The sequence below is a fragment of the Rossellomorea marisflavi genome (assembly GCF_009806575.1).
In the GTDB taxonomy this organism is placed as follows: Bacteria; Bacillota; Bacilli; order Bacillales; family Bacillaceae_B; genus Rossellomorea; species Rossellomorea marisflavi_A.
The window spans coordinates 3,430,434-3,456,561 of the sequence record NZ_CP047095.1 but is presented as its reverse complement, the minus strand read 5'-3'; the positions used below and the strand labels follow the sequence as shown (position 1 = coordinate 3,456,561).

The 26,128-nt window shown below is 49.6% G+C and carries 30 protein-coding genes; 14 read left to right on the top strand and 16 right to left on the bottom strand.

Features of this window, described 5'->3' with window-relative positions; genetic code table 11:
• Positions 1-83 precede the first annotated feature (83 nt).
• Complete coding sequence (locus D5E69_RS17995) at positions 84-818, bottom strand: sugar phosphate isomerase/epimerase family protein (RefSeq protein WP_048013314.1); 735 nt, start codon at positions 816-818, stop codon at positions 84-86.
• A gap of 16 nt (positions 819-834) precedes the next feature.
• The gene (locus D5E69_RS17990) at positions 835-1,275 is read right to left on the bottom strand and encodes a MarR family winged helix-turn-helix transcriptional regulator (protein WP_048007097.1); all 441 of its coding nucleotides are present in this window, start codon (positions 1,273-1,275) and stop codon (positions 835-837) included.
• Positions 1,276-1,457: 182 nt separating this feature from the next.
• On the opposite strand from D5E69_RS17990, the gene D5E69_RS17985 reads away from it, so the two are divergent.
• The gene (locus D5E69_RS17985; RefSeq protein ID WP_048007096.1) at positions 1,458-2,645 is read left to right on the top strand and encodes an MFS transporter; all 1,188 of its coding nucleotides are present in this window, start codon (positions 1,458-1,460) and stop codon (positions 2,643-2,645) included.
• A gap of 48 nt (positions 2,646-2,693) precedes the next feature.
• Here the strand turns inward: D5E69_RS17985 and D5E69_RS17980 are convergent, their stop codons facing one another.
• Together D5E69_RS17980 and D5E69_RS17975 are read right to left on the bottom strand one after the other, a co-directional pair.
• The gene (locus D5E69_RS17980) at positions 2,694-3,890 is read right to left on the bottom strand and encodes an MFS transporter (RefSeq protein WP_159129981.1); all 1,197 of its coding nucleotides are present in this window, start codon (positions 3,888-3,890) and stop codon (positions 2,694-2,696) included.
• A gap of 123 nt (positions 3,891-4,013) precedes the next feature.
• Positions 4,014-4,325, bottom strand: a complete 312-nt coding sequence (locus D5E69_RS17975) for a winged helix-turn-helix transcriptional regulator (RefSeq protein ID WP_048007094.1) — start codon at positions 4,323-4,325, stop codon at positions 4,014-4,016.
• 146 nt (positions 4,326-4,471) lie between these two features.
• Between D5E69_RS17975 and D5E69_RS17970 the strand changes: the two genes are divergently transcribed.
• From D5E69_RS17970 to D5E69_RS17960, 3 genes are all read left to right on the top strand, one after another.
• The gene (locus D5E69_RS17970; protein WP_048013312.1) at positions 4,472-4,846 is read left to right on the top strand and encodes a DoxX family protein; all 375 of its coding nucleotides are present in this window, start codon (positions 4,472-4,474) and stop codon (positions 4,844-4,846) included.
• Between the two features lie 15 nt (positions 4,847-4,861).
• On the top strand, positions 4,862-5,713 hold the full coding sequence (locus tag D5E69_RS17965; protein WP_048013311.1) for a VOC family protein: 852 nt from the start codon (positions 4,862-4,864) through the stop codon (positions 5,711-5,713).
• Between the two features lie 119 nt (positions 5,714-5,832).
• The gene (locus D5E69_RS17960) at positions 5,833-6,810 is read left to right on the top strand and encodes an LLM class flavin-dependent oxidoreductase (RefSeq protein WP_159129980.1); all 978 of its coding nucleotides are present in this window, start codon (positions 5,833-5,835) and stop codon (positions 6,808-6,810) included.
• 22 nt (positions 6,811-6,832) lie between these two features.
• Here the strand turns inward: D5E69_RS17960 and D5E69_RS17955 are convergent, their stop codons facing one another.
• The 3 genes from D5E69_RS17955 to D5E69_RS17945 all read right to left on the bottom strand — a co-directional run bounded on the left by D5E69_RS17955 (position 6,833) and on the right by D5E69_RS17945 (position 9,355).
• Positions 6,833-7,915 (bottom strand): MBL fold metallo-hydrolase, encoded by a 1,083-nt coding sequence (locus D5E69_RS17955; RefSeq protein WP_159129979.1) that lies wholly within the window; start codon positions 7,913-7,915, stop codon positions 6,833-6,835.
• Positions 7,916-8,214: 299 nt separating this feature from the next.
• On the bottom strand, positions 8,215-8,430 hold the full coding sequence (locus tag D5E69_RS17950; protein ID WP_159129978.1) for a hypothetical protein: 216 nt from the start codon (positions 8,428-8,430) through the stop codon (positions 8,215-8,217).
• A gap of 502 nt (positions 8,431-8,932) precedes the next feature.
• Positions 8,933-9,355, bottom strand: coding sequence for an organic hydroperoxide resistance protein (locus D5E69_RS17945; RefSeq protein WP_048007089.1), 423 nt, complete (start codon positions 9,353-9,355; stop codon positions 8,933-8,935).
• Between the two features lie 185 nt (positions 9,356-9,540).
• Here D5E69_RS17945 and D5E69_RS17940 point away from each other — a divergent pair, with 185 nt between their 5' ends.
• The gene (locus tag D5E69_RS17940; RefSeq protein WP_053071946.1) at positions 9,541-9,975 is read left to right on the top strand and encodes a MarR family winged helix-turn-helix transcriptional regulator; all 435 of its coding nucleotides are present in this window, start codon (positions 9,541-9,543) and stop codon (positions 9,973-9,975) included.
• A 2-nt stretch (positions 9,976-9,977) separates the two neighbouring features.
• Here the strand turns inward: D5E69_RS17940 and D5E69_RS17935 are convergent, their stop codons facing one another.
• The 3 genes from D5E69_RS17935 to D5E69_RS17925 all read right to left on the bottom strand — a co-directional run bounded on the left by D5E69_RS17935 (position 9,978) and on the right by D5E69_RS17925 (position 11,476).
• Positions 9,978-10,265 (bottom strand): hypothetical protein, encoded by a 288-nt coding sequence (locus D5E69_RS17935; RefSeq protein ID WP_048007087.1) that lies wholly within the window; start codon positions 10,263-10,265, stop codon positions 9,978-9,980.
• Positions 10,266-10,401: 136 nt separating this feature from the next.
• Complete coding sequence (locus D5E69_RS17930; protein ID WP_048007086.1) at positions 10,402-10,938, bottom strand: flavodoxin family protein; 537 nt, start codon at positions 10,936-10,938, stop codon at positions 10,402-10,404.
• Between the two features lie 79 nt (positions 10,939-11,017).
• Positions 11,018-11,476 (bottom strand): hypothetical protein, encoded by a 459-nt coding sequence (locus D5E69_RS17925; RefSeq protein ID WP_048007085.1) that lies wholly within the window; start codon positions 11,474-11,476, stop codon positions 11,018-11,020.
• 95 nt (positions 11,477-11,571) lie between these two features.
• On the opposite strand from D5E69_RS17925, the gene D5E69_RS17920 reads away from it, so the two are divergent.
• From D5E69_RS17920 to D5E69_RS17910, 3 genes are all read left to right on the top strand, one after another.
• Entirely contained in the window at positions 11,572-12,891 is a 1,320-nt protein-coding gene (locus D5E69_RS17920) for a DEAD/DEAH box helicase (RefSeq protein ID WP_159129977.1), read from the top strand.
• 167 nt (positions 12,892-13,058) lie between these two features.
• Positions 13,059-14,639 (top strand): long-chain-fatty-acid--CoA ligase, encoded by a 1,581-nt coding sequence (locus tag D5E69_RS17915; RefSeq protein WP_048007083.1) that lies wholly within the window; start codon positions 13,059-13,061, stop codon positions 14,637-14,639.
• Positions 14,640-14,795: 156 nt separating this feature from the next.
• Positions 14,796-15,650 (top strand): dimethylarginine dimethylaminohydrolase family protein, encoded by an 855-nt coding sequence (locus D5E69_RS17910; RefSeq protein ID WP_048007082.1) that lies wholly within the window; start codon positions 14,796-14,798, stop codon positions 15,648-15,650.
• 65 nt (positions 15,651-15,715) lie between these two features.
• On the opposite strand, the gene D5E69_RS23420 is transcribed toward D5E69_RS17910, so the two are convergent.
• From D5E69_RS23420 to D5E69_RS17885, 6 genes are all read right to left on the bottom strand, one after another.
• Entirely contained in the window at positions 15,716-15,865 is a 150-nt protein-coding gene (locus D5E69_RS23420; protein ID WP_187427141.1) for a hypothetical protein, read from the bottom strand.
• A 125-nt stretch (positions 15,866-15,990) separates the two neighbouring features.
• A complete protein-coding gene (locus tag D5E69_RS17905) occupies positions 15,991-16,305 on the bottom strand; it encodes a thioredoxin family protein (protein ID WP_159129976.1) in 315 nt (104 codons plus the stop codon).
• Between the two features lie 60 nt (positions 16,306-16,365).
• Positions 16,366-17,460, bottom strand: coding sequence for a Ger(x)C family spore germination protein (locus D5E69_RS17900; RefSeq protein WP_159129975.1), 1,095 nt, complete (start codon positions 17,458-17,460; stop codon positions 16,366-16,368).
• Positions 17,457-18,542: a GerAB/ArcD/ProY family transporter gene (locus tag D5E69_RS17895; RefSeq protein WP_159129974.1), complete on the bottom strand. Its 1,086-nt coding sequence runs from the start codon at positions 18,540-18,542 to the stop codon at positions 17,457-17,459. Before D5E69_RS17895 ends, D5E69_RS17900 begins: the two co-directional genes overlap by 4 nt.
• Positions 18,543-18,561: 19 nt before the next feature.
• On the bottom strand, positions 18,562-20,073 hold the full coding sequence (locus tag D5E69_RS17890; protein WP_082139393.1) for a spore germination protein: 1,512 nt from the start codon (positions 20,071-20,073) through the stop codon (positions 18,562-18,564).
• A 139-nt stretch (positions 20,074-20,212) separates the two neighbouring features.
• Entirely contained in the window at positions 20,213-21,157 is a 945-nt protein-coding gene (locus D5E69_RS17885; RefSeq protein WP_063190427.1) for an ABC transporter substrate-binding protein, read from the bottom strand.
• A gap of 220 nt (positions 21,158-21,377) precedes the next feature.
• Here D5E69_RS17885 and D5E69_RS17880 point away from each other — a divergent pair, with 220 nt between their 5' ends.
• The 6 genes from D5E69_RS17880 (at position 21,378) to D5E69_RS17855 (ending at position 26,094) form a co-directional block, all read left to right on the top strand.
• A complete protein-coding gene (locus D5E69_RS17880) occupies positions 21,378-22,367 on the top strand; it encodes a FecCD family ABC transporter permease (protein WP_375540493.1) in 990 nt (329 codons plus the stop codon).
• Positions 22,368-22,370: 3 nt separating this feature from the next.
• On the top strand, positions 22,371-23,426 hold the full coding sequence (locus D5E69_RS17875; protein ID WP_063190425.1) for a FecCD family ABC transporter permease: 1,056 nt from the start codon (positions 22,371-22,373) through the stop codon (positions 23,424-23,426).
• Between the two features lie 14 nt (positions 23,427-23,440).
• Positions 23,441-24,259 (top strand): ABC transporter ATP-binding protein, encoded by an 819-nt coding sequence (locus D5E69_RS17870; protein WP_048013298.1) that lies wholly within the window; start codon positions 23,441-23,443, stop codon positions 24,257-24,259.
• Entirely contained in the window at positions 24,256-25,008 is a 753-nt protein-coding gene (gene fhuF, locus D5E69_RS17865; protein WP_063190424.1) for a siderophore-iron reductase FhuF, read from the top strand. Before D5E69_RS17870 ends, fhuF begins: the two co-directional genes overlap by 4 nt.
• 3 nt (positions 25,009-25,011) lie before the next feature.
• Positions 25,012-25,272: a DUF2573 family protein gene (locus D5E69_RS17860; protein ID WP_048007073.1), complete on the top strand. Its 261-nt coding sequence runs from the start codon at positions 25,012-25,014 to the stop codon at positions 25,270-25,272.
• 135 nt (positions 25,273-25,407) lie between these two features.
• Positions 25,408-26,094, top strand: a complete 687-nt coding sequence (locus tag D5E69_RS17855) for a hypothetical protein (protein ID WP_063190423.1) — start codon at positions 25,408-25,410, stop codon at positions 26,092-26,094.
• Positions 26,095-26,128 lie beyond the last annotated feature (34 nt).

The following is a 26,128-nucleotide window of genomic DNA, read 5'->3' as shown; positions in this document are numbered from 1 at the left end:
CCCCTGCGGCCGGGGTCTTTTTTATGTGGGCCTGTCCGCAACAAAAAAAGAACCCTGCCGCGATGCAGCAGAATTCTTTTTTGTTACGTTAATCCGATTTGTATTAAATAGTCCATGCTCTTCCTTACGCTTTCGATCGGGCTCGTCTTCGAGGCATCCTGTTCGACGATCCACCATTGGATGTCAGCGCTCTCTCCGGAAGCGAAGACGGAATCCAGGTCAACGCCGCCTGTCCCGAGTTCTGCGAAGAAGCGTTCACCATCCGTTGTCATATCCTTCAAGTGGACGAGGGGAGGATTGTAGCGCTCGATCCATTCAGAAGGACGTTCCCCGGCATATGTCAGCCAGTAAATATCAAGCTCCGGCTCTACCTGCGTTTCTTCCAATATGGAAGAAAGGGCCGGGCGTCCTTTATATTCTGCCCGCAATTCAAAATCGTGATGGTGATAGCATAGAGTAAGGCCCGCTTCATGACATCGTTTGCCGATGGCATTCAGGTCTGAGATTAAAAGAGCATAGTCCCGCTCCTCCTCAGTCAGATAAGGGCATACAATAAACGTCACACCGAGCTCCAGTTGCTCCTCCAAGGTCTTCTCCAGATCATTCCGCAGATCTGCGAGGGGCACATGGCTGGAAACGGCCTGTAGTCCACAGGATTGAAGTGCCTCCTTGACCTCCAGGATACCCAGCCCGCCGTGACCTGCAAGCTCGACTCCGTCGAACCCCATCTCAGCCACTTTTCTCAATGTACCTTTGAAATCCTTCTCCACTTCCTCCCTCAGCGTATACAGCTGCAGGGCAACAGGTATTTTCCTCAAGGTTCTGCCTCCTTCTTCAGTCCGTCCTGTCCCTCATATTCTGATTGATGAGTTGAAGGACTTCCTTATACACTTCTAACTTCTCTTCGGGAATCCCTTTCAAAATCTGATTTTCAAATACATCTTCAATGAATGGGGTGAGTTCTTGCTGGACGTTCTTCCCTTTTTCCGTGATGTGGATGAGGAATGAGCGGCGATCGTCGACGTTCTTTTTCTTTGAAATCAGATTTTTGCGCTCAAGGATATCGAGGATTCTTGTGACGGTAGGCTGATCTTTGTCGGCAAGCTCTGCTAGTGTTTTCTGACTGATACCGTCATTGGCTGCCAGGCGTTTCAGTACGGTCCACTGCTCCGGCGTAAGATCAAATTCCTTCAAATGGACGGTAAGATACCGGATGACGTTGCGAATGGTATGACTCGTATTCAAACCGATGGATTCATCAAAAGTCGTGTTCATTTTTCATCACCTGCTAGTAGTAGATTCTTGCCTCTATCATAACGTAAAAGTGAATGAGGAAGGGTAATTTTATCATAGACGTAAGTAGTTGTCATGGCAATTATGTTTACAAATTCATAAATGCGCGTTATAATTAGTATGACATTAATTAAGTATATTAAATAATAGTAAGGAGAAATGTTATGAATAAGCCAATCTGGACGCGGCCATTCATCATGACCGTCATTAATAACTTCTTTATGTTCCTCGTCTTTTATTCGTTGCTGACCATACTGCCGGTATATGTACTGGATGATCTTCATGGAAATGAAGGCCAGGCAGGACTCGTGACAACGATTTTCTTGATTGCAGCCATCATCGTCCGTTTATTTGCAGGTAAGATCCTTGAGGTGTTCGGTAAGAGAAAAGTACTTCTCGCCGGCATTTTTTTATTTTGTATCTTTACGTTCGTTTACCCATTCGTCAATAGCTTCTTCCTATTGATGGTGTTGCGTTTTGTACACGGGATCTTTTTCGCCCTGTGTTCGACCGTCCTCATGACGCTTGCAGCGGATATGGTACCGGCGGAGCGCAAAGGGGAAGGGCTCGGCTATTTCGCCATGTCCATGAACCTGGCCGTAGTTGTAGGACCATTCCTATCACTGGCCCTGCTTCAGATCCTTCCGTTTAAAATGATCTTCCTCGGTCTTGCGGCCGTATTGCTGATCGGCTTCGCCTGTTCGTTCGGGATCGAAGTGGTGGAAGAAGAGAAAACGAAGGTATCGCCGAAAGGTCGCATGACCCTCGAAGATATCTTTGAATTCAAGGCATTACCGATCGCATTCGTAGGATTCTTGACGTCCCTCGCCTATTCAGGGATCATGTCGTTCATCTCGGTTTACGCGAAATCCCTTGGCCTGTTTGAATCAGTCAGTTTGTTCTTCGTTGTGTTTGCAGCAATCATGCTGCTCTCAAGACCGTTCACTGGCCGACTATTCGACCGTTCAGGTCCAAGTGCCGTCATCTACCCGTCCCTTGTGATCTTTGCCATCGGGCTGTTCATGCTCAGCGTGACGCATACCACTGGCCTGCTGCTGGTTTCCGCCGGATTGATCGGTCTTGGATATGGGGCACTTCTCCCAAGTTATCAGACCATGGCGATCCAGAAAGCACCTAAAGAACGGACCGGGCATGCCACGTCTACATTCTTTATCATGTACGATCTTGGAATTGCCATCGGTTCATTCGCTCTCGGAATCGTCTCATCCCATCTCGGTTATTCTTCCCTTTATGTGGTATGCGGAAGCATCATCATCATTACGATTGCTGCGTACGCATTTGTCTCGAAGAAACGCCGTGGACGTCAGCTGGAAACATCTGAAGCTTCATAAGAAACAAGAAAGACTGGAGCCCCCGCAGAGGAGGCCCCAGTCTTTTTTTTATGCTTCGATTTCTTGTGTCTTTCCCTCTTGCAGTGCCTTGAATCTCACGTAGAAGATCGTGGTCATGATCAGGGAGAATCCTCCGAACAGGACGGTCATGACCGGCAGCCCGACAAGATCGAGGAGCAGCCCCGTCATCAATAGGACAACCTGGAAGGCCATCCGGTCGAGCATGTTCCGGAACGAGAAGAACCTTCCGTGATAGTCCTTCGGGATCCGGGTCTGGAAGATGGTGGCCGCCGTCGGGAAGAAGCAGCCGACGGCAAAACCGAAGATGATGAACGACAGCACCGAAAGTACCGGGTTCCCGGCAAAGTACAGAACCAACTGGGCAATCCCGATGATGAATGAGAAGGTGAACAGGATCCTGTAAGGGGAGATCTTTTCCCCGATTCGCTTCACGGCAAAGGCGCCGATCATGAACGAGAGGCCCTCAGCCGTATAGATCCATCCCTTGATGGCAGTACTGTCCTGGATTTCGCTGATGTTGATGACCATCAGATTGAATCCCCCGATGAAAAGGAGGGGGATGAGGGTCATGATGAGCGTCATGGAGACGATGGGAAGGTTCTTCAGCACCGGGAAGACTTCTTTAAATCCACCTGCTTTCCCTTTTGCCATCGTTGATGTCTCTTCTTCCTGGAATGAAAGGAACCAGGTAAGGCCGAATAGGATGGCATACGCCAGGAGGGAAAGGATATAGAGCATATAGAGGGGCATGATGACGAGGAGCACGCCCCCAAGAGCCGTCCCGAGAATCCTTGAGAGGGTGGACACATTCATGTGGACCCCGTTCATCTGCAGCAGCTCTTTTCCCTTTACGACCATGGGGATCGCTGCCTGAAGCGCAGGGAAATAGAAAGCCGCCGACAGCTGGATAACCATGAGGAAAACGACCATCCACAGGACGGACCCGGTCTGGATGGCGATCAGCATGAACACTACGCTCACCACCCGGATGAAACCTGCAGCCAGCATGACCGTTTTTTTCTTCATCCTGTCAATCAGCTTCCCAGCATAGGGGCCGACGGCGAGACCGGCAAGCAATCCCGAAGCAAGAATCAGTGATTTCATGAAATCTGACGGTACTTTTTCCTGCATGAACTCGAGGTTCCCGATGATCCCGAGCCACAGCCCGAGTCCTGCGATGAACTCACCGCTCAGCAGGATCCATACGTTTTTGTTTTTCCACATACGCAACCTCCTTCCGTTATTTCGCTCCTCTAAATATACACTGGAAGGGCTATGTTTGGAACAAGTATTTTCATGTTTATGAACCTTATGACAAACAAAGAGACATGGAGCCCCTGCCTCTTTTTATAGGTCGATCCAGTCCTGGGACCATTTCTCGATCCCCTTCATGAGGGGTTCAAGGGAATACCCTTTTTCCGTCAGGGAGTATTCGATCCTTACGGGTGTCTCGGGGTATACGGTTCGTTTGATGATTCCTTCTTCCTCAAGATCCTTCAGTCTTTCCGAGAGCAGTCTGCCGCTTATCCCGATGGCATCTTTGATGGCACTGTTCCGCTGAGGACCGTTCAATAGCTGATAGATGATCAAGGTCGTCCATCTTTGACTGAGGATACCGATCGCTTTCTCAAATCGAGGACAAATTTCTGATTGTTTCACAGCCTTGCGCCTCCTTCTATATGCCTAGTATAACACATTTGAAGTTTTTTAGTAATTTATTTACTTGACATAACTTAGTTATTTAAGTAAAGTAAGTTACATAAAGTAACCTTATGGTTTATTACAACAAGGAGGAACAGATCTTTATGCACTCAATCGCTTCATTCATTTTACGTATCGTTCTTGGATTTACATTTTTTGTCCACGGGCTGGATAAATTTCAGGGAGGGCTCTCCAATACTGCGGACTTCTTCTCGAGTATGGGAATCCCGGGATTCATGGCCTATATCGTAGCAGTCATCGAGCTAGTGGGAGGCGTGGCCATGATCCTCGGGCTTGGAACAAGAATCATCGCCGTCCTATTTACCTTGGTTATGCTCGGTGCCATCGTGACGGTTAAATTTTCTGCCGGTTTTGTGGGAGGCTATGAATTGGATGTGGCCCTGCTGGCCATGTCGGTTTACTTCATTTTATCAAGTCAATCTGCTTTTGCATTAGATAATCGCTGGAAGAAAGCATAGAGGAGGAACAGCGCAATGGGATTTCATGAATCTCCGAATACGTATGTTGGGAATGTGACAATCAAGGTGACAGATCTGGAGCGCTCGCTCTCGTTTTACAAAGAGGTCATCGGTTTTGATGTTTTGGAACACGGCGGCCATAAGGTGGTCCTGACCGCTGATGGGAAGGTGCCCCTTCTCACGATCATCCAGCCGGAAGGAGTGCAGGCAAAACAGGGGAGAACGACAGGGCTCTATCATTTTGCCATCCTGTTGCCTTCACGGAAGGAACTGGGCAAGAGTCTCCATCATCTTCTCGCGTCCAACATCCAACTCGGATCAGGGGATCATGAAGTCAGCGAAGCCCTGTATCTTTCTGACCCGGACGGCAACGGAATCGAAATCTATCGCGACCGCCCATCATCCGATTGGGTATGGAACGGCGATCAGGTCAGGATGGGTACCGAGCCTGTGGATGCACGAGCCGTCCTTGCTGAATCAAATGACGAGCCGTGGACGGGTCTTCCTGCCGAAACGGTCATGGGACATATCCATCTCCATGTAGACGACCTGAAGGCAGCCGAGGCGTTCTACCATGACGGACTCGGATTCGATGTCGTCACCCGCTACGGTGGCCAGGCGATCTTCATGTCGACAGGGCGCTATCACCATCATATCGGACTGAACACGTGGAACGGGACAGGGGCGCCGCGTCCGGCAGAGAACCAGGTTGGCCTGGATGCCTATACGCTCATATATCCATCTCAGTCCGCGCTCGATGAAGCGGCAGCGAACCTCCGGGCAATCGGAGCGAAGGCAGACGTATCTGAAGATGGGTTCCTGACCGAAGACCCGGCAGGTAATAAAATCAAGTTGATCACCATCTAAGAAGAAGGGTCTCCCGCACTGTACGGGAGCCCTTTTTTTGGTTGAACTGATATGAGCAATTCCGTGTTAAACCACTCATGAAAGTGGGATAATGATACAACAAGAAAGGGGCGTGACTCATGAAATTAAGCGTATTGGATCAAACGGTCCGGACCGTAGGAGAAGAGGCGGGGGAGGCGTTCAAACAGACAGGGGAGCTTGCGCGGCTGGCAGAAGAATGGGGCTATACAAGGTTCTGGGTGGCCGAGCATCATAATACAAACGGCATGGCTGGGACTGCTCCACAGGTGCTTATCTCACATCTTGCTTCCATTACAGAGAAGATCCGGATCGGTTCTGGAGGCGTCCTCCTGCCTCAGTACAGCCCGCTGAAGATCGCGGAAGATTTCAAGGTTCTCGAAACGCTTTTTCCCGGCCGAATCGACCTTGGAATCGGTCGGTCACCGGGTGGGTCGTATGAGACCAGGATCGCCCTTACTGATGGGGTGAAAAAGAGCATGAACGAATTCCCTCATCAAGTAGAGGCCCTTAAATCCTACTTGTGGAACCTGGAAGAAACCAAGGTCCGGGCATTCCCCATGACAGAAGGACGTGTGCTTCCGTGGATCCTCGGCATCACCCACAGGGGAGCAAGGCTTGCGGCGGAGCTCGGGACAGCGTTCACCTTCGGTCATTTCATCTCACCGGCCAACGGGAAGAGGGCGATGGATCTTTATCATGAACAGTTCCGGCCATCAGCAGGACTTCAGGATCCAAAGAGCAACGTGTGCATATTCGTCGTCTGTGCCCCGACACAGGAAGAAGCCGAGCGCCTTGCCATGACGCAGGATCATTGGCTGCTTGAAGTTGAAAGGGGCATCGATACCCGCATCCCCACACAGGCATCGTCGGAAAGCAGGATTCTACGCCCTTCGGAAATAGAGAAGGTCAAAGAAAACCGAAAGCGGATGCTTATCGGAACTCCCCAGAAGGTGAAAGAAGAGCTGGATATGCTCAGTGAAGTATACAGGACGGACGAGTTCATGATCATCACGAACATAGCCGACTTTGAGGCGAAGAAAAGGTCGTATGAACTGTTGGCAGAAGCCGTTCTATAAAAAAGCATAAGGAGGCGCCTCCTTATGCTTTCCACCAGTAGGGTGTACCTCTCTCTCTTTTTTCCATTATCAGTCGTTCCCCGACTTTGGGGGTGAGGAGGGGGATATCCAATTGTTGTGCAGCGGCCGATACCCGTTCGATCGGATCGGTCCATGAATGGAATGAAAGGACGAATGCACCCCAGTGGACCGGAAGCATGAGGTCACCGCCCACATCAAGGTGGGCCTGGGCCGTTTCTTCCGGCATCATGTGGACGTCCTTCCAGCGGGGATCATATTGGCCGCACTCCATGATGGTCAGGTTGAACGGTCCGTAGTGCTCCCCGATCTTCTTGAAATGAGACCCGTAACCGCCATCGCCTGAATAAAACACCTTTTTCGATTTTCCCAGTATGCACCAGGAACCCCAAAGCGTAGCGTTCCGATCATTCAGGCTCCGTCCAGAAAAATGTCTCGACGGCGTAAAGGCAAGCTTGAGCCCTTTCCAATCCTCTTCATCCCACCAGTCTGCTTCGGTGATTCGTTCTGCCTTGACTCCCCAATGCTCTAAATGACTTCCGACCCCGATCGGGACAAAGAATTGAGGGATGTGATCTTTCAATCGTTTGATGGTGCCGTAATCCAGGTGATCGTAATGATCATGTGTGAAAAGGACGGCATCGATGGGCAAAAGATCCTCGGTGGAGAACGGAAGGCCTTTGCTGAACCGGTTTCCGGCAAGCCACGGAAATGGAGTGGGAGCTTTTCCGAACATGGGATCCAAGAGAAGTCGTTTTCCTTCTAGTTCAAGTAGGGTGGCTGAATGGCCGAACCACGTGATGGCTGTCTCATGTATATGGGTTCCCGGCTTGACATGGACCATGGGAATGGCCTCTGCAGGCTTCCGCTCCGTGTCTTTTTTCATGAAGTCTTTGAACATTCCGACGCTGGAGGAGAAGCTGGTGCCCATGTTGATTTCTTCTTTATTTTTAAATGATCCATCCTTGAATGCTGTGGAAGATTCCACGCGGGTTTTGGAAGGCTTTCTTCCCAGGGGTGGGTAGAAGCTCAGGATGGCAATGGTTGAGATGAGCAGGATGAGGACGATGGTGATGATGGCAGTCATGGCGTCGTTCCTTTCGAGAGTGGTTTAGATAGGAAAAGTATAGCTTGATTGGTGTTATTCTGTCCAAGATGGGGGATAGTCAGAAGTGGTGTTGGTTATTTTGTACTAAGAACTGTGAGTGGAGTCTGTATTAGTAGACCGTTCCATTTCGCTGCGGCGGCTGCTTTCCGGCGGGGAGGTAGCCTGAGCCGTTTCGGCTGGCGCCTCCAGGGTCTCAACCTTGCCTCTGATCCACGCAGGAGTCAGCCGCCTCCGCTTCATTGCACTCTTCAGTGGTTGAAGGGAAGTTGTTGCTTCATTCACAATCGAGTTAATTTCTTGCTGTTGAAGTGGGGAGTAGTAATACTAAGACCGTTCCATTTCGCTGCGGCGGCTGCTTTCCGGCGGGGAGGCATTTGAGCCGCTTCGGCTGGCGCCTCCAGGGTCTCAATCTTGCCTCTGATCCACGCAGGAGTCAGCCGCCTCCGCTTCATTGCACTCTTCAGTGGTTGAAGGGAAGTTGTTGCTTCATTCACAATCGAGTTAATTTCTTGCTGTTGAAGTGGGGAGTAGTAATACTAAGACCGTTCCATTTCGCTGCGGCGGCTGCTTTCCGGCGGGGAGGTAGCCTGAGCCGTTTCGGTTGACGCCTCCGGGGTCTCAACCTTGCCTCTGATTCACGCAGGAGTCAGCCGCCACCACTTCATTGCAGAAAGGGAAAGTTACTGTTTCCTTACAAATCATGATTGATTTTGTGCTGTTGAGGTAGATAGTAGTAGTATTAAGACCGTTCCATTACGCTTCGGCGGCTGCTTTCCGGCGGGGAGGTAGCCTGAGCCGCTTCGGCTGGAGCCTCCGGGGTCTCAACCTTGGCTCTGATCCACCGCAGGAGTCGGCCGCAACATCCTTCATACACGGAATAAGAAAGGAAGGTGGCCCTTCTTTCTTTGCTTGGAGTCAATCAAATCGTATAAAAAGAAAACCCGAGCCGAATCTCATAACGAGAATCGGCTCGGGTTCTTATGTGCTTGGTATGAATCAGAAGCTTTCTGTTTTCAATTCCACGTCGATGTTGCCGCGTGTTGCTTTGGAGTAAGGGCAAGCTTGGTGGGCTTTTTCGATCAGGTCTTTTGCTTCGCTTTCGTCAACGCCGTTGATGGCAGCTGTCAGGACGACTGCCAGTTTGAAGCCGCCGTCGGTGTCTTTACCGATAGAGACTTCTGCTGTTACGCGCGAGTCGATTTTTTTGCGTTCTTGGCGTGCGACCATGTTGAGGGCGCTATCGAAACATGCTGCGTAACCCGCTGAGAATAATTGTTCCGGGTTGGTGGAATCAATGTCTCCAGATCCGCCGAGAGACTTAGGCATCGCCAAATCGAAATCGATCAATCCGTCGCTGCTTACCACCTTACCAGTACGTCCGCCATCTGCTGTTGATTTTGCTGTGTATAATGCTTCCATGTTCATTCACTCCTTGAGGTTTTTTATTTTAATTAGGTTGTGCACAATTAATTACTACAAAACCTATGATACATCCGTTTGTTTGAGTTGTCAACAATTTAATTGTGTGCAATTAAATTTGATGATTTTGTTTTTATTCTGTATGATATCGATAATGAGTTCTAATAAGAAAGGACATGAAATCCATGAAGGAATTATTGCTTCTTGAAAATCAAATCTGTTTTAAAATCTACTCTGCCGAGCGGGAGATTACGAAATTATATAGAGAACTTTTGGATGAGATCGGCCTCACATATCCTCAGTATCTGGCCATGCTGGTTCTTTGGGAGAAGGGGACGGTGACCGTCAAAGAGCTCGGGACACATCTTTTCCTTGATTCCGGTACGCTGACTCCGATGCTGAAAAGGATGGAGGCGAACGGGTTGGTGGAACGCCGGCGTTCTGTTGAAGATGAACGTAGTGTATGTATTACCCTCACACAGGAAGGGGAAAACATGAGGGAAAAAGCTGAATGTGTGCCGACCCGCCTTCTTGAGAACCTGGATATGAACCCTGAGGAATTGATGCAGCTTGATGGCACGCTATCAACGATCTTGAAGAAGCTGCGGCATCAGGAATAAGGTTATTCGGCTGTTTCCTTCATCCCCCTGTAAGTCAGGAAAGACGTCTTCATGGATGCGAAGCTGCCGATGGCTGCATATCCATAAAAGAAGCCCATGAAGATCCCGGTGGCAAGATGACCTTTGTGGCTGACGAATATTGAGAGGAGAAGTCCGAGGATGGTGGCAATCGTCGGTACCCAGAATGGGCGTGGTTTGATGGTGATCTTGATCAACTGGGTCAGGACGATGATGATGGGAATGGCCGTGACGGCATCCCAGAAATTCGTATGGATCGTCGGAAAGTCCATGCTGTCTCCACCTCTTCAACTGAATTAGTAGTAGTATAACCGGGTTCCCATGGCTTATTCTTTTGTAAACGTGGAGCACAACGTAAAAAGCCAGGCATTGACCATGCCTGGCTTTTTGAAATGGTGTTTATATCGGTTACTTGAATGCTTCATTCCAGCGTGCTGCTTTAAGAAGGGATGCTTCATCATTCAGGATTTCGCCCGGTTTGACACCGGCACCTATGATATAGTCGACAAATTCCATGTTTACGAATTCGCAAATGTAATTGAATTGCTGTACAAGGGGGAGCCCCTTCACTTTGGCGCTGGTACCACCTGTGATGATAACGTAGGCTTTCTTTTTCTTCAGTTCTTCCTTCAGGTTGAAACGGTCATCGCGAAGATACTGGCTCCAGCGATCGAAGAAGTCCTTCATCGGTCCGCTCATTCCGTACCAATACAGAGGGGTGGCGAATAATAGGACATCATGCTCTTCCATGAGGGTGACGAGTTTTTCGTAATCATCATCCACCGGTGAGAATCCTTCAGGCGTGTGCCTGAGGTCGGTGATGGCTTCAATGGTAAGGTCTGCCAGGGTGACGATGGTGTGATCGGTCCCTTCCACTGCTTTACGGGCAAGGGTTTCTGAATTCCCATTTTTTCTCGTACTACCTAGCAAAGTCAAAATCTTCAATCGAAGTCACTCCTTTTGTGAAATAGGCGATAGTATATTTAGTATGTCAACACACTTTGGTAGGTGTCACTTTCTTTTCTTACTTCCGGCGCTTGAAGCCTTCTTCCCGGAGATAATGGGCAGCGTCTTCATATCCGCCGAAACTGTCTTCGAGATTTTCCCCTGAATAAATATTCCAGCGATCATCTTCTTCAGTGAGCAAGAGGGTGTGTCCCTCTGCGTCGATCCAGGTCTGTTCTTCAGGCGGAAGGATTTCTTCTTCCGTACTTAGGAAGGAGATTGAATCTGCGATGATTGTGCGTAATTGCTCTTCATCAAAGTCCCTTACATTCACAAGTCCTTTGGCATTTGGCGAATAACCCGGAAGATTGCCTGTATAGACGAAGCCGTTCCCATTCGGGTGAAGGTGATAAACGACGGTCGTTTTTTCGTACAGGCTGTCTTCGAAGTGATAGTTCACCCGGCCGAGGGATACGTCCTTGCGGGTCAGCTCCTCGAACCCTTCTATGATCGTGCATTTTTGTTCAAACGTCAGCATGTTTCATCCTCATTTCTGTTTTCGATTGTCCCATTATAGCATAGAGCCTATGTATCTTGGTTCGTTCCATGTATAATGGACCAAGAGGTGACAGTATGAATGAGTTTAAAGAGTTAGGCATTGATCAACAGTATATCCAGGCATTGGAAGGGCAGTCCATCACGGAGCCGACCCCGATCCAGAAAGAGACGATCCCCTTGCTCATGGCAGGAAAGGACGTCATCGGGCAAGCCCAGACGGGGACAGGGAAGACCTTGGCCTTCCTGCTTCCGATGCTTCATTCCATAGATAGTAACAAGGACACGATCCAATCACTGATCGTGACTCCGACGCGCGAATTGGCGATCCAAGTCACAGCAGAGTTGAAGCAGCTTCTTGCTGCAACCGAGGAAGACATCAATGTCCTCGCCGTATATGGTGGTCAGGATGTTGAAAAGCAGATCCACAGGCTGAAAAATCAAGCCATCCATGTGGTGATCGGGACTCCTGGGCGGATCCTTGATCACGTTCGGAGGGGAACGATCGAATTCATCGATGTCTCGTTCCTTGTACTCGATGAAGCAGATCAGATGCTTCATATCGGATTCTTTGATGAAGTGGAATCCATCATCAGGGAGACGCCATTCACAAGACAGACGGCTTTATTCTCGGCAACCATGTCCAAGGATATCCGCAAGATCGGGAAGCGCTACATGAAGTCCCCAAGCAATGTGGAGATCAGGACAAAGGAGCGGATCGTCGAAGAGATCCGTCAGGAAGTCGTCGAGACAACAGACAGGAAAAAGCTCGATGCCCTCTCCAAGGTGATCAAAGAAGAGCAACCATTCCTTGGCATCATCTTCTGCAGGACGAAAAGAAGGGTATCAAAGCTTTACGGAGAGCTCAAGGCACGTGGCTTCCTCGTGGACGAACTCCACGGAGACCTTTCCCAGGCTAAACGTGAAGGCGTGATGAAACGGTTCAGGGAAGTGAAGCTCCAGTACCTGATCGCAACCGACGTAGCCGCCCGAGGTCTCGATATCGATGGCGTCACCCATGTCTTCAATTACGATATTCCTCAGGATGTGGAAAGCTACATCCACCGGATCGGTCGTACGGGAAGGGCGGGGAAAGACGGCCTTGCCATCACATTCGTGGCGCTTAAGGACAAGCAGGATCTCCAGACGATTGAAAAAGGACTGGGATTGAATCTTCCGCGCAGGATCGTGGAAGTAGCGTTATCCCAGCCGACTCCAAAGGTGTCAGGTGGGGAGTCCACCAAAGATCGCAGGGAAAAGAACATCCGCGAAAGCAGGGACCGCAACAGGGGGAACCGCTCGAAGGAAAGACCGAGAGCGGGGAAATCTCAAGGGTCTGGTTCATCCCGCCGTGGTGGTGAGCGAAAGAGAAGCACGGATCAAAGAAGAAGTCGATAATGTGAACGGGGGCCACTGCCTCCGTTTTTTTATTCCAGGGAGAAACAAATGTAATCGGCCGCCTGTTTAAAAGGGAGACACTGGTCCTTTATTATGGAACTAAATGATTGAAAATTCACAAAAATTACCTTATAAATGAATCAAGGACAAATGAAGGGGTGGAGTTCATGCATGTACCATTGGTTTTAACGGATTTTTTGGACAGGGCTGTTGAATTGTACGGTGATAAGGTCGCGGTCATCGATGAGGAAAGAACGTTTACTTATAGTGATTTGAATCGACGGGTGAATCGTCTGGCACGGGGATTGAAGAACGCCGGTGTGGAGAAAGGGGATAAGGTTGCATACCTCGCTCCGAATTCGGTGGAAATGCTTGAAGGGTTTTACGGTGTATTCAGTGTCGGCGGCATCATGACTCCGTTGAATACCCGTCTGAAACCGGAAGAATACCGGTTCATCCTCACTCACAGTGAAAGCAGGGTGCTTCTTGTTGATCGCGAGCTCCTTCATTTGGTCGAGCCGATCCTTGATGGGGTGCCTACACTGGAGAAGGTAGTGGTACATGGAGAGTATAGGGGGGAGTATGCCAATTATGAAGAATGGATTGCTTCTTTCGGAGGGGACCCTTTCAATCGGGAGCCGCTTGAGGAGACGGATATTGCCTCCCTTCTGTACACGAGCGGAACGACTGGAGATCCGAAGGGCGTCCTGTTGACGCACCGTACCAACTTCTTGCACGCCATGTCTGCCATGCACCATTTACGTGTATCCGACAGGGATACGCTTTTGCATGTCCTCCCCATGTTCCATGTGAACGGCTGGGGCTCGCCTTTCTACTATACGGCAAATGGTGCCACACAGGTGATGCTGAGGAAGGTGGACCCGAAAAACATCTTCCGGCTTCTTAACGAGCACAAGGTAACGGTCATGCATATGGCACCGACGGTCCTTACGATGATATTCGATGAGTTCGAAGCATCGAATCCCACCCTGAACCAAAATGTAAGGGTTATCATTGCTGGTTCTGCCCCTCCTCCTGCTTTTGTGAGGAAAGTGGAGGAGGACCTTGGATGGGAGTTCGTCCAAGTATACGGAATGACCGAAATCGCTCCCCTCATCACCACCTCAGTGATCCGCTCAGCCGGAAAGGAAATCGAACGGGAGGACCAATACCGGTTGAAGGCGAAAGCCGGTTATGCCATGATTGGATCCCGCGTGAAGGTTGTGGATGAACGCGGAAGGGAGGTTCCTCATGACGGGTTGACGACAGGAGAGATTGTCACCCGGACCAACACGGTGATGGAAGGGTACTTTAAGAATCCGGATGCAACCTCTGCTGCGATCCGGGATGGGTGGCTCCACACGGGAGATATGGCGACGGTGGATGCCGACGGCTACATTGATATCGTTGACCGTAAGAAGGATGTCATCATCAGTGGAGGGGAAAACATCTCTTCTATTGAGGTGGAGGGGATGCTTTATGAGCATCCGGGTGTGTTGGAAGCTGCGGTCGTCGCCGTACCCCATGAGCGGTGGGGGGAAGTCCCCCATGCAGTGGTCGTGGTGAGGGGAGGGGTGGACGTCACGGAAGAAGAATTGATCGATTTCTGCCGGGACAGGATGGCGCACTTCAAGGCACCTAAAGGGATCACCTTCACGGATGAGCTGCCAAAGACTGCATCGGGTAAGATCCAGAAGGTCGTCATCCGGAATGCATTTTGGAAAGACCGGGACCGGTTGGTGCAATAACGAACGCTTTGTCAGACACCCTGCTCAACTCCTTTATATGGAAAGTCCATTGAGATATGCTGGGCTGAAAGGATCCATTGGTTTAATTAGACGTTTTGGATTCATACTAAAAGGGAAAAGGTTCAGACAGAGAATCTTTATTGAAGGGGTGTCACTATGAGTTTACATTTCCCGGTGATGGGGGATGCCATCCATTGCCCGAATGAATATGATCCACTAAAAAAAGTGGTGGTCGTTTCACCAGAGTACATGCACATAGAAGAAATCATCAATGAAACCCAAAAGCATTTCCTGAAAGAGAATATCGATACGGAGAAAGCCGTCAGGCAGCACCGTGAGTTCGTCAGGGTCCTTGAAAGCAACGGTTCCGAGGTCATCCATCTCGATCCTTCCAAAGAACTGAACGAGCAGGTGTTCACTAGGGATATCGGAATCTCCATCCATAACCGGTTCTTCGTTTCCGCCATGAACACGGAGATTCGTCAGAATGAAGTCATCACGTTGAAAAAATGGCTTGACGAGGAGGATATTCCGTATCACGAACTGCGGCATTCCATTGAGGGTGGGGATGTCCTTGTTGACGGGGAGCATGTCTGGGTAGGCATCAGCGGACGCACGAATGACCTCGCGGCTCAGCATTTGAGGAAACAGCTGCCGGATCTCAAGGTCCATACGCTGCCTCTGAAAGAAGGCATCCTCCACCTCGACTGTGTGTTCACGATCATATCAAGTGAATGGGCCCTCGTTTATCCGCCGGCATTCACTGAATCCGATTATGAAGAAATCAGGAAGCATTACAACGTCATCACGGTTTCTGAAGAAGAGCAGTTCAGGATGGGACCCAATGTCCTTTCCATCGGGGACGGCAAGATCATCAGCCTTCCACAGAATAAAGAGTTGAACCGACGCATTGCAGCTGAAGGGTTTACCGTAAAGGAAGTGGATCTGTCTGAAATCATCAAATCTGGTGGATCTTTCAGATGCTGTACGCTTCCGTTAATCAGACAATGATGATGAGACCGATTGAAAAGACCGCATCCGTGGTAAAGGATGCGGTCTTTTCAATACGGATTAAATCAATGGTCCTTATTTGTTTTATTCTGCTGATCTTTATTATGTTTATTTCCCTTGCTGTTATCGCCACTTGTGATTTCTTTGGCGAATTCAGTTGTTCCGCGCTTTGGTGAATTTTGATTCTTGCTTCCCTCATTCGGTGATCTGGTCATGATCAAATCCTCCTTGATAAATTTAGATTCATAAGTAGGATTTCCGCATACAGAAAACTTATTCGGGACCCGAGGACGAAAAAAGCCGGCCAGATCCACATGGGACCTGACCGGCCGTTGAGCATTTATAAGCTGCCGAGGAATTCGGTTACTTGCTCTGGTGTTTTGGCATTTGCACTGTGAAGATGGGCGATCTTCTCGCCATCCTTATAAACAAGCAGGCTTGGAATCCCCATGACGTCGTATTTTTCAGCCAGTGCCGGAAGCTCGTCCTTATTCACATCGTACCACTTGAACTGATTGTACTCAGCCATGATGTCGTCGATGAACATATCCATCCGGCGGCAGTCAGGGCACCAGTCCGCATGAAACTTAACGATGACCGGATCACCAGAGTTGATGAATTCATAAAAGGTTTCTTCGTTTTTAATGGATTGCATGATGTATTACCCCCTTATGCCCATTTATTATACCGGATAATGAGAGATTGTAAATCGGTTCTACTCGACTGTACCGGCTTCAAGGATTTTCACCTTGGCTTTCACCTTGATGTCGGCTTTCGGATAGACCTCTTTTTTCCATTCTTTGAGATCGAATCCGCGGACCCCGTGCTTTTGATATTGCCCGATCCCCAATGGATCGATCCCAAGCTCCTGGAATGATTTTACCATGGCATTGCACTTATTCTCGATATCCGCCTTCATCCGGTTCTCAACTTCCGCCATCTGTTTGGCACCGAGGGTATCCCCCGTATATTCTTTGATGATGCCTCTGATGCTGATCTCCACGTCCACTTTCACGGGATCTGCCTTCCGATTCATGATGATCTTCTGTTTAGAGTGAAGGCTGGTGACGGACGCTTCAATATTTTTCTCGGGTTTTTTCGGATTCTTGCCCATCTTGATGACATGACTGCCTTCAGCGATCCTGTCGACCATGATCTTGAAGAAGAACATGTCTTCATCGGGAATTTTTCCTACAACCTTATCGTAGCTTAGAAGGGCGATTCCAGTTATGGCCACGTTGTTATCAGGTGTCTTCTTAATGATAGGCAGATAAGAGGATTGCCCCTTTTGATAATAATCGTAAAGGAACATATGGAGATTTGTCTCAGGCAACTCTCTTTTGGAAATATTGTGTTCAATAAGATTGTAGATATAGATCCCGTTCCCGCGATTCCCATATGTACCCTGGATCACATCGCTCGCATCCCCCTCCGTGATAATCAGGAAAACGCGCGCTCCGACACTCGCATCGCGCTGAAGGGAGTCAGCGATGTCGATGATCCCTTTTTCACTCAGTTTCTCCCCTATCAGTACGACATCCAGGGCACCGCGCACAAGGGGCTGCTGCGCACGCCGCTCGATCTTTTCGATGACTTCTTGTGTGGAGGAAGCTTCCTCAGATAAGAAGCCGTTCTCGATGCTCTTGTCGGGCATATAGATCGGGAAGACGGCTGTGCCCCGGATCCGATTTTCCGATACATAATCGTAGGCTTTACCGGTTTCGAGATAGAGGTCATCCAGAATCTCTTTTTCTACGCATCCGGAAAGGAGCACGCTTGCCATAAAAATCAGAAGGACATGACGCTTCATTGTTTTTTCACCTTCTTCGCGATATACACTAATACAAAAAGCAGCGGGATATAGAGAAAGTTGAAATAAAACCCGGTTTGTCCCGAAATGGTGTTCAATACATTGACCTGATCACGTTTATCAATGAATGTAAGGGCACATAGGCACAGGACTGCTATAAGGATCAGTGTATGGCGGTGCTTGATGGGGGTCATCCGTTTGACCACTCTGCTTGCACACCAAAGGGTGATGCACACATTGGGCAGGATGATCAGGCACCAGTTCGCAATGCCGATATATTCAAATCTTTCCACAAACGGCATCTCGACAATTTTCCACATGGATAAGGTTGCCCAGATGGTCTTATCAAGCTGGGCAGGTGCAAAGAATCCGAAGGAAATGATAGCGATGACGGTATAGATGGACGTAGTCAAAAACAGTCCCCACTGCGCGAACTTCTGGGATCGTTCAGGGTCCTTTATGAATGGGTAGAGCATCAGGATCGATTCGTAACCAAGATAGGTTAATGACATATCCCTCGTCGACAGGAGGATATCCATTACGCTGTGATCAAACACCGGGAGTAGGTTCCTGAAGTCAGCATATTTAAAGGTGAACACGAAGGTCAGAACCAGATAGCTTGGAAGCAGAGTGCCGAGATAGGATACCCCTGCTATCGTCCTGACACCCCCGCTTATAATGTAGTATGCAAGCAATAGGAAGAACAGGGAGAACAGGAAGGTGCTGAGGCGCGGATACATCCAAACCTGCACGACTTCTACATAGGAGCGGATGATCGTAATCACCAGCAAGCTGAAATACAGGGCGTAAAGAAATGAAAAGAAGTGACCGATCCATTTACCGAACACGTAGGTGTGGATCGACACCAAATCACCCTTCACCGTACCCAGCATTTTGTACATCAAGAACATGATGACATGGGTCAGCATCCCGGCAAGGATGACCGACATCCATCCATCATATCCCGCATGCATGGAAATGATTCGCTGAAAACCAAGCACTCCTGTCCCCACCTGAATCGAGTGGACAAGGAAGAAGACTAGGCCAGGCGATATTTTTCGATTCTCCGGTACGGGCTGCATGCGGTATCACCTCCTGAAATCACTCGTCTATATCCTTCTTCTTTTTGCTTCCTTCCGTTTCACGGAAACGGAAGGGCTTTTGTGTTCGTAAGAATTGAGGGCGCTCTGTCTGGGTGCTGAACGGAAATCTGATCAAGGAATCCCTTAAATCCTTTAGCCTTGGAGGATAAATCGGCGCAAGGATCGGTCTGCCCATGGATGTTAACTGAAGGAGGTGTCCCATCAGGAGGCAGAAGCAGAATACGATTCCGAGCAGTCCCCACAGTTGTGCAAATAGTAGAAAAGGGAATCGTAGGATCCTGATTGTATTGCTCATCCGGTATACGGGCGTAGTAAAGGATGCCAGTGCGGCAAGGGCAACAAGTATGAGCAGGACGTTACTCGTGATCCCCGCCTCTACGGATGCTGTCCCGATCACGATACCGCCTACGATACCAATGGTCTGCCCAACCTTGGTCGGGAGCCGAGCCCCTGCTTCCCGGAGGAGTTCGATGGTTAGTTCGAGGAAAAGCGCCTCTAGGATCGGCGGAAGAGGCACTTCCTGTCTTGATGTGACGAGAGTGGCCGTCAGGTCTTTTGGAATCAGCTCATAATGATAAGTGAGTGCAGCCACATAGATGGGAGTGATCAGAACCGAGAACGCAACGGCAAAGACGCGGATCAGCCTGAAGAATGAGGCTATAGAGAAGTTAAGGAAGTAATCCTCATAGGCATTGAAAAATTCAACCAAGGTTGTGGGGCCGATCAATACTTGCGGGGAACCATCGACCATGATGCCGATTTTCCCTTCAGAAAGCACTGACGCCACACGGTCAGGACGTTCGGAATCAAGGAGCTGGGGGAAGGGAGAATAGTTGTTGTCTGCAATGATCTGCTCGATAAAGGAGCTATCCATGATTTGATCGAAGTCGATTGCCTGCAGTCGTTTCTTCACAATCTCCACATTTGCTACGTCAGCCAGCCCATCAAGATAAATCATGGCCACCCGTGTGTGGGTCATGGAACCTACGTTCATTTCATCGACCACCAACTCTTTGATAGGGAGTCTTCTCCTCACAAGGTTGATGTTATCACTCAGATTCTCCACGAACGCTTCCTTCGGTCCGACGACACTGAACTCGACCTCAGGTTGCGACACTTCCCGTCCCATTTCATTTTTCGTGGCGATGAAGGCGAATTTGTGACTGCCCTTCATTTTCAGAAGGGTGTAGCCGTTATACAATTTCTGCTCGATGTCTTCTTCTTTTTTCGAAATCTGAATATCGAGGATCGGGACCAAGGTGACGAGATCATCAATGGAATGGAATTCCTTGGATAACAAGGAAGGAAGGACGTCTTCCTGAAGAATCTTCGGATCGATCATGGTCGTCACGAAATACAGGCTGAAATCTTTACCAGTGAACGGATTCCGGTAGTGGGATTCCTTGAAATCCGCAGACTTCCCGGCAATCTTTGCTACGGTTTCAAAGGTTTCTTTTTTGTTTTTCGAATCCGGTTTTTTCTTTTTTTTAGAATTGAAAAATGGAAACATGTTGATCCCTCTTATCGATGTTTGTCTAAAGAGTAGTGTTTCCGAACTTAGAAGAAATATGAATGAATGGTTCAAGACAGGAAGGAACGCAAAAAAAGCCCAAAAGGCCTGGAGCCTTCTGGGCAGGAATTCACTGTTTTTAGAGGAAAATCTTTTCAATATCATCCAGCATCTTGTTCGCTGCAAGCACGCCGCCTGCTGTATTCCAGATGGCATCGCTCACTTCATACACCTGGTCTTCTTTTGAGACGTTCAGGTTTTTGAAGAGGGGGTCGTTCAGCCAGTCTTCAGCCAGTTTGTTGGCTTCGCCGTCCCCGGTTTCGTAAGTGAAGTAGAAGAGGACGTCCCCATCCATGGCAGGGATCCGTTCCTTCGTCACGCCTTGCTCGGCGAGGTCATCGACTTCCTGTGATTCAGGACGTGCGAATCCGAGCTGGTCGAGGATCACACCGGAGAAGGAGTCCTTATGATAGATGCGGACATCGCCAGAGATGAAGCGCACCATGGACACTTCTTTCTTCAGCTGATCGCCCAGCTCCCCTTTCAAGTCTTCCACACGCTGATCATAATCGGCGATGACCTTCTTGCCCTCTTCTTCTTTATTCACGGCTTTAGAGTATAGCTCAAAGTTTTCTTTCCAGTTGCCTCGAAGGGTCTCGGCCATGACGGTCGGAGCGATCTCCTTCAATTGGTTATATTGCTCTTCCTGTCTCATCTTGTTCCCGATGATGAGATCCGGCTTGAGCTTGACGATGGCTTCGAGATTCAGTTCGCTTTCGGTCCCGACGACTTCAACATCCTTCATATCATCGGCGATATGATCATACCAAGGGTCACCGGTCCATGATTGAACGGCTCCTACCGGCTTCACACCAAGAGCGAGAAGGGCTTCGGTTCCTTCATTCGTCAAGATCACGACCCGTTTCGGAGTTCCTTTGACGGTTGCAGTCCCCATGGCATGCTCGACTTTATAGCTGTCTTCCTTGCCGCCTGAAGAGTCTTCCTTCTCTTCATTGTTGCCGCAGGCAGCGAGCAAGAGTATGGAAGAAATGAATAATAGCGTCAGTAAACTTTTCCATTTCATATGTACGTATCCTCCTGAGTGATAATCGTTATCAATTACAAATTTTATAATAATTGAGAAGGGTTTCATTGTCAATCCTTAATTGATAATGATTTTCAAAGTCATTGACGCAACCTTCAAACTTCTTTAAAATAGATAGAGATAAAAAGAGAACGGGCGGGCGTAAAGATCGGTCTCGGGTCTGCGTCCGGATCCTGGTTAATGGAAAGGGAAACAGATGATGAAACCGAAGAATCAGCTGCTTCTATTCGCAGGGACGGTCGTAGTGCTGATCGCATTCATTGCACTGAGCATCGTGTATGGATACACGGATACGTCCTGGAAGGCAGCGTTCGATACATTTATGGAACCAGATGGCTCGACTGAACACCTGGTGATCCAAAATATCCGGCTTCCCCGTGCGCTCATTGCTGCGGCAGTCGGGGCTTCCCTGGCCATTTCAGGGGTGCTTATGCAAACCTTGACGAAGAATCCCCTTGCTTCACCCGGAATCTTCGGGATCAATGCGGGAGGAGGATTCATGGTCGTCATGGCCGTGACCCTTTTCGGCGTCACAAGCCTTCAATCCTTCGCATGGCTCTCATTCCTCGGTGCGGCCATCGCTGCTGTCGGAGTCTTCATCATCGGTGGCGCATCGGGTTCCAACGGATTGACGCCCATGAAGCTGACGCTTGCCGGCGCAGCCATCACCGCTATGTTTTCATCCTTCACCCAGGGACTTCTTGTTCTGAACGAAGCGGCACTCGAACAGGTGTTGTTCTGGTTGGCCGGTTCGGTCCAGGGAAGGAGCCTTGAAATCCTTGCAGGGGTGTTTCCTTATATCCTCGCAGGGTGGATCCTTGCCCTCATGATAGCCGGTAAGATGAATATACTTGCCATGGGGGAAGACGTCGCCAAAGGACTGGGCGTCAAGACGAATATCCTGAAGGTGATCTCCCTCGTTGCAGTGGTCCTTTTGGCAGGAGGATCCGTGGCGGTGGCAGGGCCGATCGGCTTCATCGGGATCGTGATCCCCCACATCGCCCGGAAGATGATCGGAGTGGATCACCGCTGGCTCATCCCGTATTCCGGCCTGCTTGGTGCCATCCTTCTATTGGCAGCAGATATCGGGGCCCGCTATATCATCATGCCGCAGGAAGTGCCTGTCGGCGTGATGACGGCTGTCATCGGGGCACCATTCTTCGTGTATGTGGCCAGGAGGGGGTACTGAGCAATGAGTCGTTTTACAGGGAAAAGATGGTTGAAAGAACGGGTATCCGTTCTTATGGATACATCAGCTTTAAAGAAAATCGTTCTGCTGATGGTACTCACAATGCTTGCCGTGATCATCAGCACCGGCATCGGTGATATGCAGATTGCGCCGTGGAAGGTGGTATCCGTCTTCTTCGGGGGCGGTTCGAGCATCGATCAGCTAGTGGTCACATCCTTCAGGCTTCCAAGGATCCTCATCGCGCTTCTGGCAGGGATGGCCCTTGCCGTTGCAGGTGGGATCCTTCAGGGCATGATCCGCAACCCCCTTGCTTCCCCGGATATCATCGGGGTGACAGGTGGTGCAGGGGCAGCCGTCGTCGCTTTTCTGACGATTTTCAGCAACAAGGATAATACATTGATGGTCAGCATCAAATGGCTCCCGGTGGCAGCTTTCATCGGTGCGGCGATCATCGCTTTCCTCGTCTATTTCCTGGCGTGGAAGAAGGGTGTTTCCCCCGTAAGGCTCGTCCTCATCGGAATCGGGATCTCTGCCCTTACCCAGGCATGCACGACGCTTTTGATGATCATGGGTCCGATCTACCGGGCAAGTCAGGCAAACATATGGATCACCGGCACGGTGAATGGATCAGACTGGCAGGACGTATGGATCCTGCTTCCGTGGAGCATCATCTTCATCTTCCTGAGCTTCATGATCACCCGTCAGCTGAACATTCAGGAGCTTGGTGAGGAAGTGGCGACAAGTGCAGGTGCCAACGTCCAGCGACAAAGATTCATCCTGCTCCTCATGTCCACGGCATTGGTCGGGGGAGCGGTCGCTTTCGCAGGTGGGATCGGGTTCGTCGGATTGATGGCCCCCCATATGGCGCGGCGACTCGTGGGCTCGTCATTCGGGGCACTGCTTCCCGTGGCGGCACTGATCGGCGGACTGCTTGTGATGCTCGCAGACCTGATCGGAAGGACACTGTTCCTTCCCCTGGAAGTACCGGCTGGCGTGTTCACCGCCGCGATCGGAGCCCCTTACTTCATCTATCTATTATTCAAAACCAGACATTCTTAAAGGAGTTGGCCAGAATGAGCAAGTGTCTTCAAACGAAGGATCTGACATTGGCATATGGAGAAAGAACGATCATCGATCAGATGGACCTCGACATCCCCAAGGGTGAAATCACGGTTTTCATCGGAGGGAATGGCTGTGGGAAATCGACGCTGCTGCGCTCTATCGCCCGCTTATTGAAACCGAAGGAGGGGTCCGTCCTTCTTGATGGTGAATCCATTTCCCGTTTGTCGACGAAGGAAGTTGCCCGGAAAATGGCCATTCTCCCGCAAACTCCGGTATCACCTGAAGGATTGACAGTCCTTCAACTTGTGAAGCAGGGAAGGTATCCCCACCAGTCATGGCTCAAGCAGTGGTCCCGAAAGGATGAAGAAATCGTTGAAGATGCGCTTCGTGCAACGGGAATGGAGGAATTCCGCGATCGTAAAGTGGATGAACTATCCGGCGGTCAGCGTCAGCGTGCATGGATTGCCCTGACCCTCGCACAAGATACGGATATCATCCTCCTGGATGAGCCGACGACCTATCTCGACATGACCCACCAGATCGAAATCCTCGATCTCCTGTTTGAGTTGAATGAAAGGGAGGGCCGCACGATCGTCATGGTCCTTCATGACATCAACCTTGCATGTCGATATGCTCACAATATCGTGGCCATTCGTGACCGGGAAGTCTATGCACAAGGTAAGCCGGAGGATGTCATCAGCTGTGAATTGGTGAAGAATGTATTCGGCATGGACTGTCAGGTTTCAAGTGATCCATTATTCGGCACTCCGCTCTGCATTCCGTTCGGGAAAGGGCGCTGCATCCTCAAACCTGTCGGTGTCACGGGATGACGGTAGCCGGTCTGAGCAGGGACCAATGGCGCATACTGGAGAAATATCGTTTCACGGTGCACGATGGTGAAGACGGTACCGATGTGGCATCTTTACTCGATCCTGCCGAATTGGACGTGTACATCTCAAACAGGCTCCATTTAATCGGGACGGAAGACCGTACGGCAGCCTCATCAATCTTTATGAAACGATACGCTTTCACCGCTGCCATGGCGCTCATGGCAATGACCTGCTGGAATCGTAAGGTGGACGTGAACCCCAAGAACATGGTTCTAGTCGATCACATGAAAAGTGGACTGTGGCTCCCCCATGTGCATTTGAAAAACGCAGATATGGAAACGTTCCATTCTACAGAAGAGAAAAGGACATATACTCAAGCCCTCTTTAACGAAACGATTGTTCCAGTGATCAAGGCCGCGAAATCTTCATTCAACGTGCCAGAGATGATTCTTTGGGAAAATGTCGCAGTCTATATCTATTGGATCTATGAGACGGACGATTTTTTTACCGGTGAAAGGAATGGAGCTGACAGGGATGAGGACTTCCGGATGCTTCTGTCTGAAGAACATGCCCACTGGTTCGGGACCTGCAGGAAAAATCCCCTCAACCGCTTTTTTGGAGAGAAATCTCCAGTCGATGGGGAATTGGTGAGAGTGAGAAAGACGTGTTGCTTTTCATACCGGGTCGGAGGAGTCGCCGGTAAATGTATAACCTGTCCCCTTCATGACGGGAACAGAAAGGAGAGTTGAACCATGAGTGAATTTGACGATCAGTTTGATGCCTTGATTGAGAAATACACGGAGCTGCTCCTTGGTGAGAGCACATCTGAAAAGAAAGAGATGGTCACCCGCTATGCGCTGTATTCCTTCATTGCCAAAAATATGCCTGCCCTCGTCAAGCATTGGAACTCCCTATATCCAGAAGGAAAAGCGGATATGAAAGAGATGGTGGAGCAGATCAAGGAGTGGAACAGGATCCACCGCGAGCAAACGAAAGGCCAGGATGATTCATAAGAGCCATTCCCAAACGGGGCGCAGAATGCGGACCGTTTCGGGTGGCTCTTTTTGTATCTGTGTATGGCTCCATGTTTTATAGGGAGGGAGAAGGGAAAACAATCTATATATTCAACGAAAAGGTGGTGCCAATCTATGAAAGGATATTATGCCGGAGCGGCGTTTTTCTTGGCAGGATTCCTTGCTTTGTCAGCGTGCAGCCAGGAAAGTAGTGCTTCTGCTGACGGGGATCAAAAGGCTGCCTCCCAGGAACAAACCGACCAGTCCGATGACGTGAAGTCTGATGAAATGGAAGAGGCTCAAGGGACTTCCGAATCCGACAAAGATGAAATGGATGATAGTAGTGAAGAGAAGGATGAGCAGACGTCAGGAGAACAACCCGAGGAAAATCAGCTGAAGGTTGAAGAAGAGAAGTTTGAAACGGCTGAAAAAGCAGCGGGATCTATCAAGAATTATTCGACAGTGGAACAGACCAATGCCGATTTGGGGCACGGTCTCAAAGCGCTTCAAGAAGGGGCGGCAGGGCATGAATATGTCTCGTGGAATGAGGGGAATTGGCTGATCAGGGTCGATTTTCCCACTGACGAACAATATGCCATTGACGGCTATGACGGAGGCCTTGATATGGCCAAGGAAGTCGTAGCATACCTGGAAGAACATACTCTTCCTGCACCGCATGACCGGGGAATCATCACCATCAATGGATTCAAGGAGCATCCCGGTACGGAAGTGAAGTGGCAGGATGGAAAAACAGTCTATACCATTGATTCAGAAGACAAGAATCCTTTCAATGCCATTCAGCGTGCCGTTGATGAAAACTAAGATTGAGGGCTCTTTCTGATGAGTGATTTAGTGA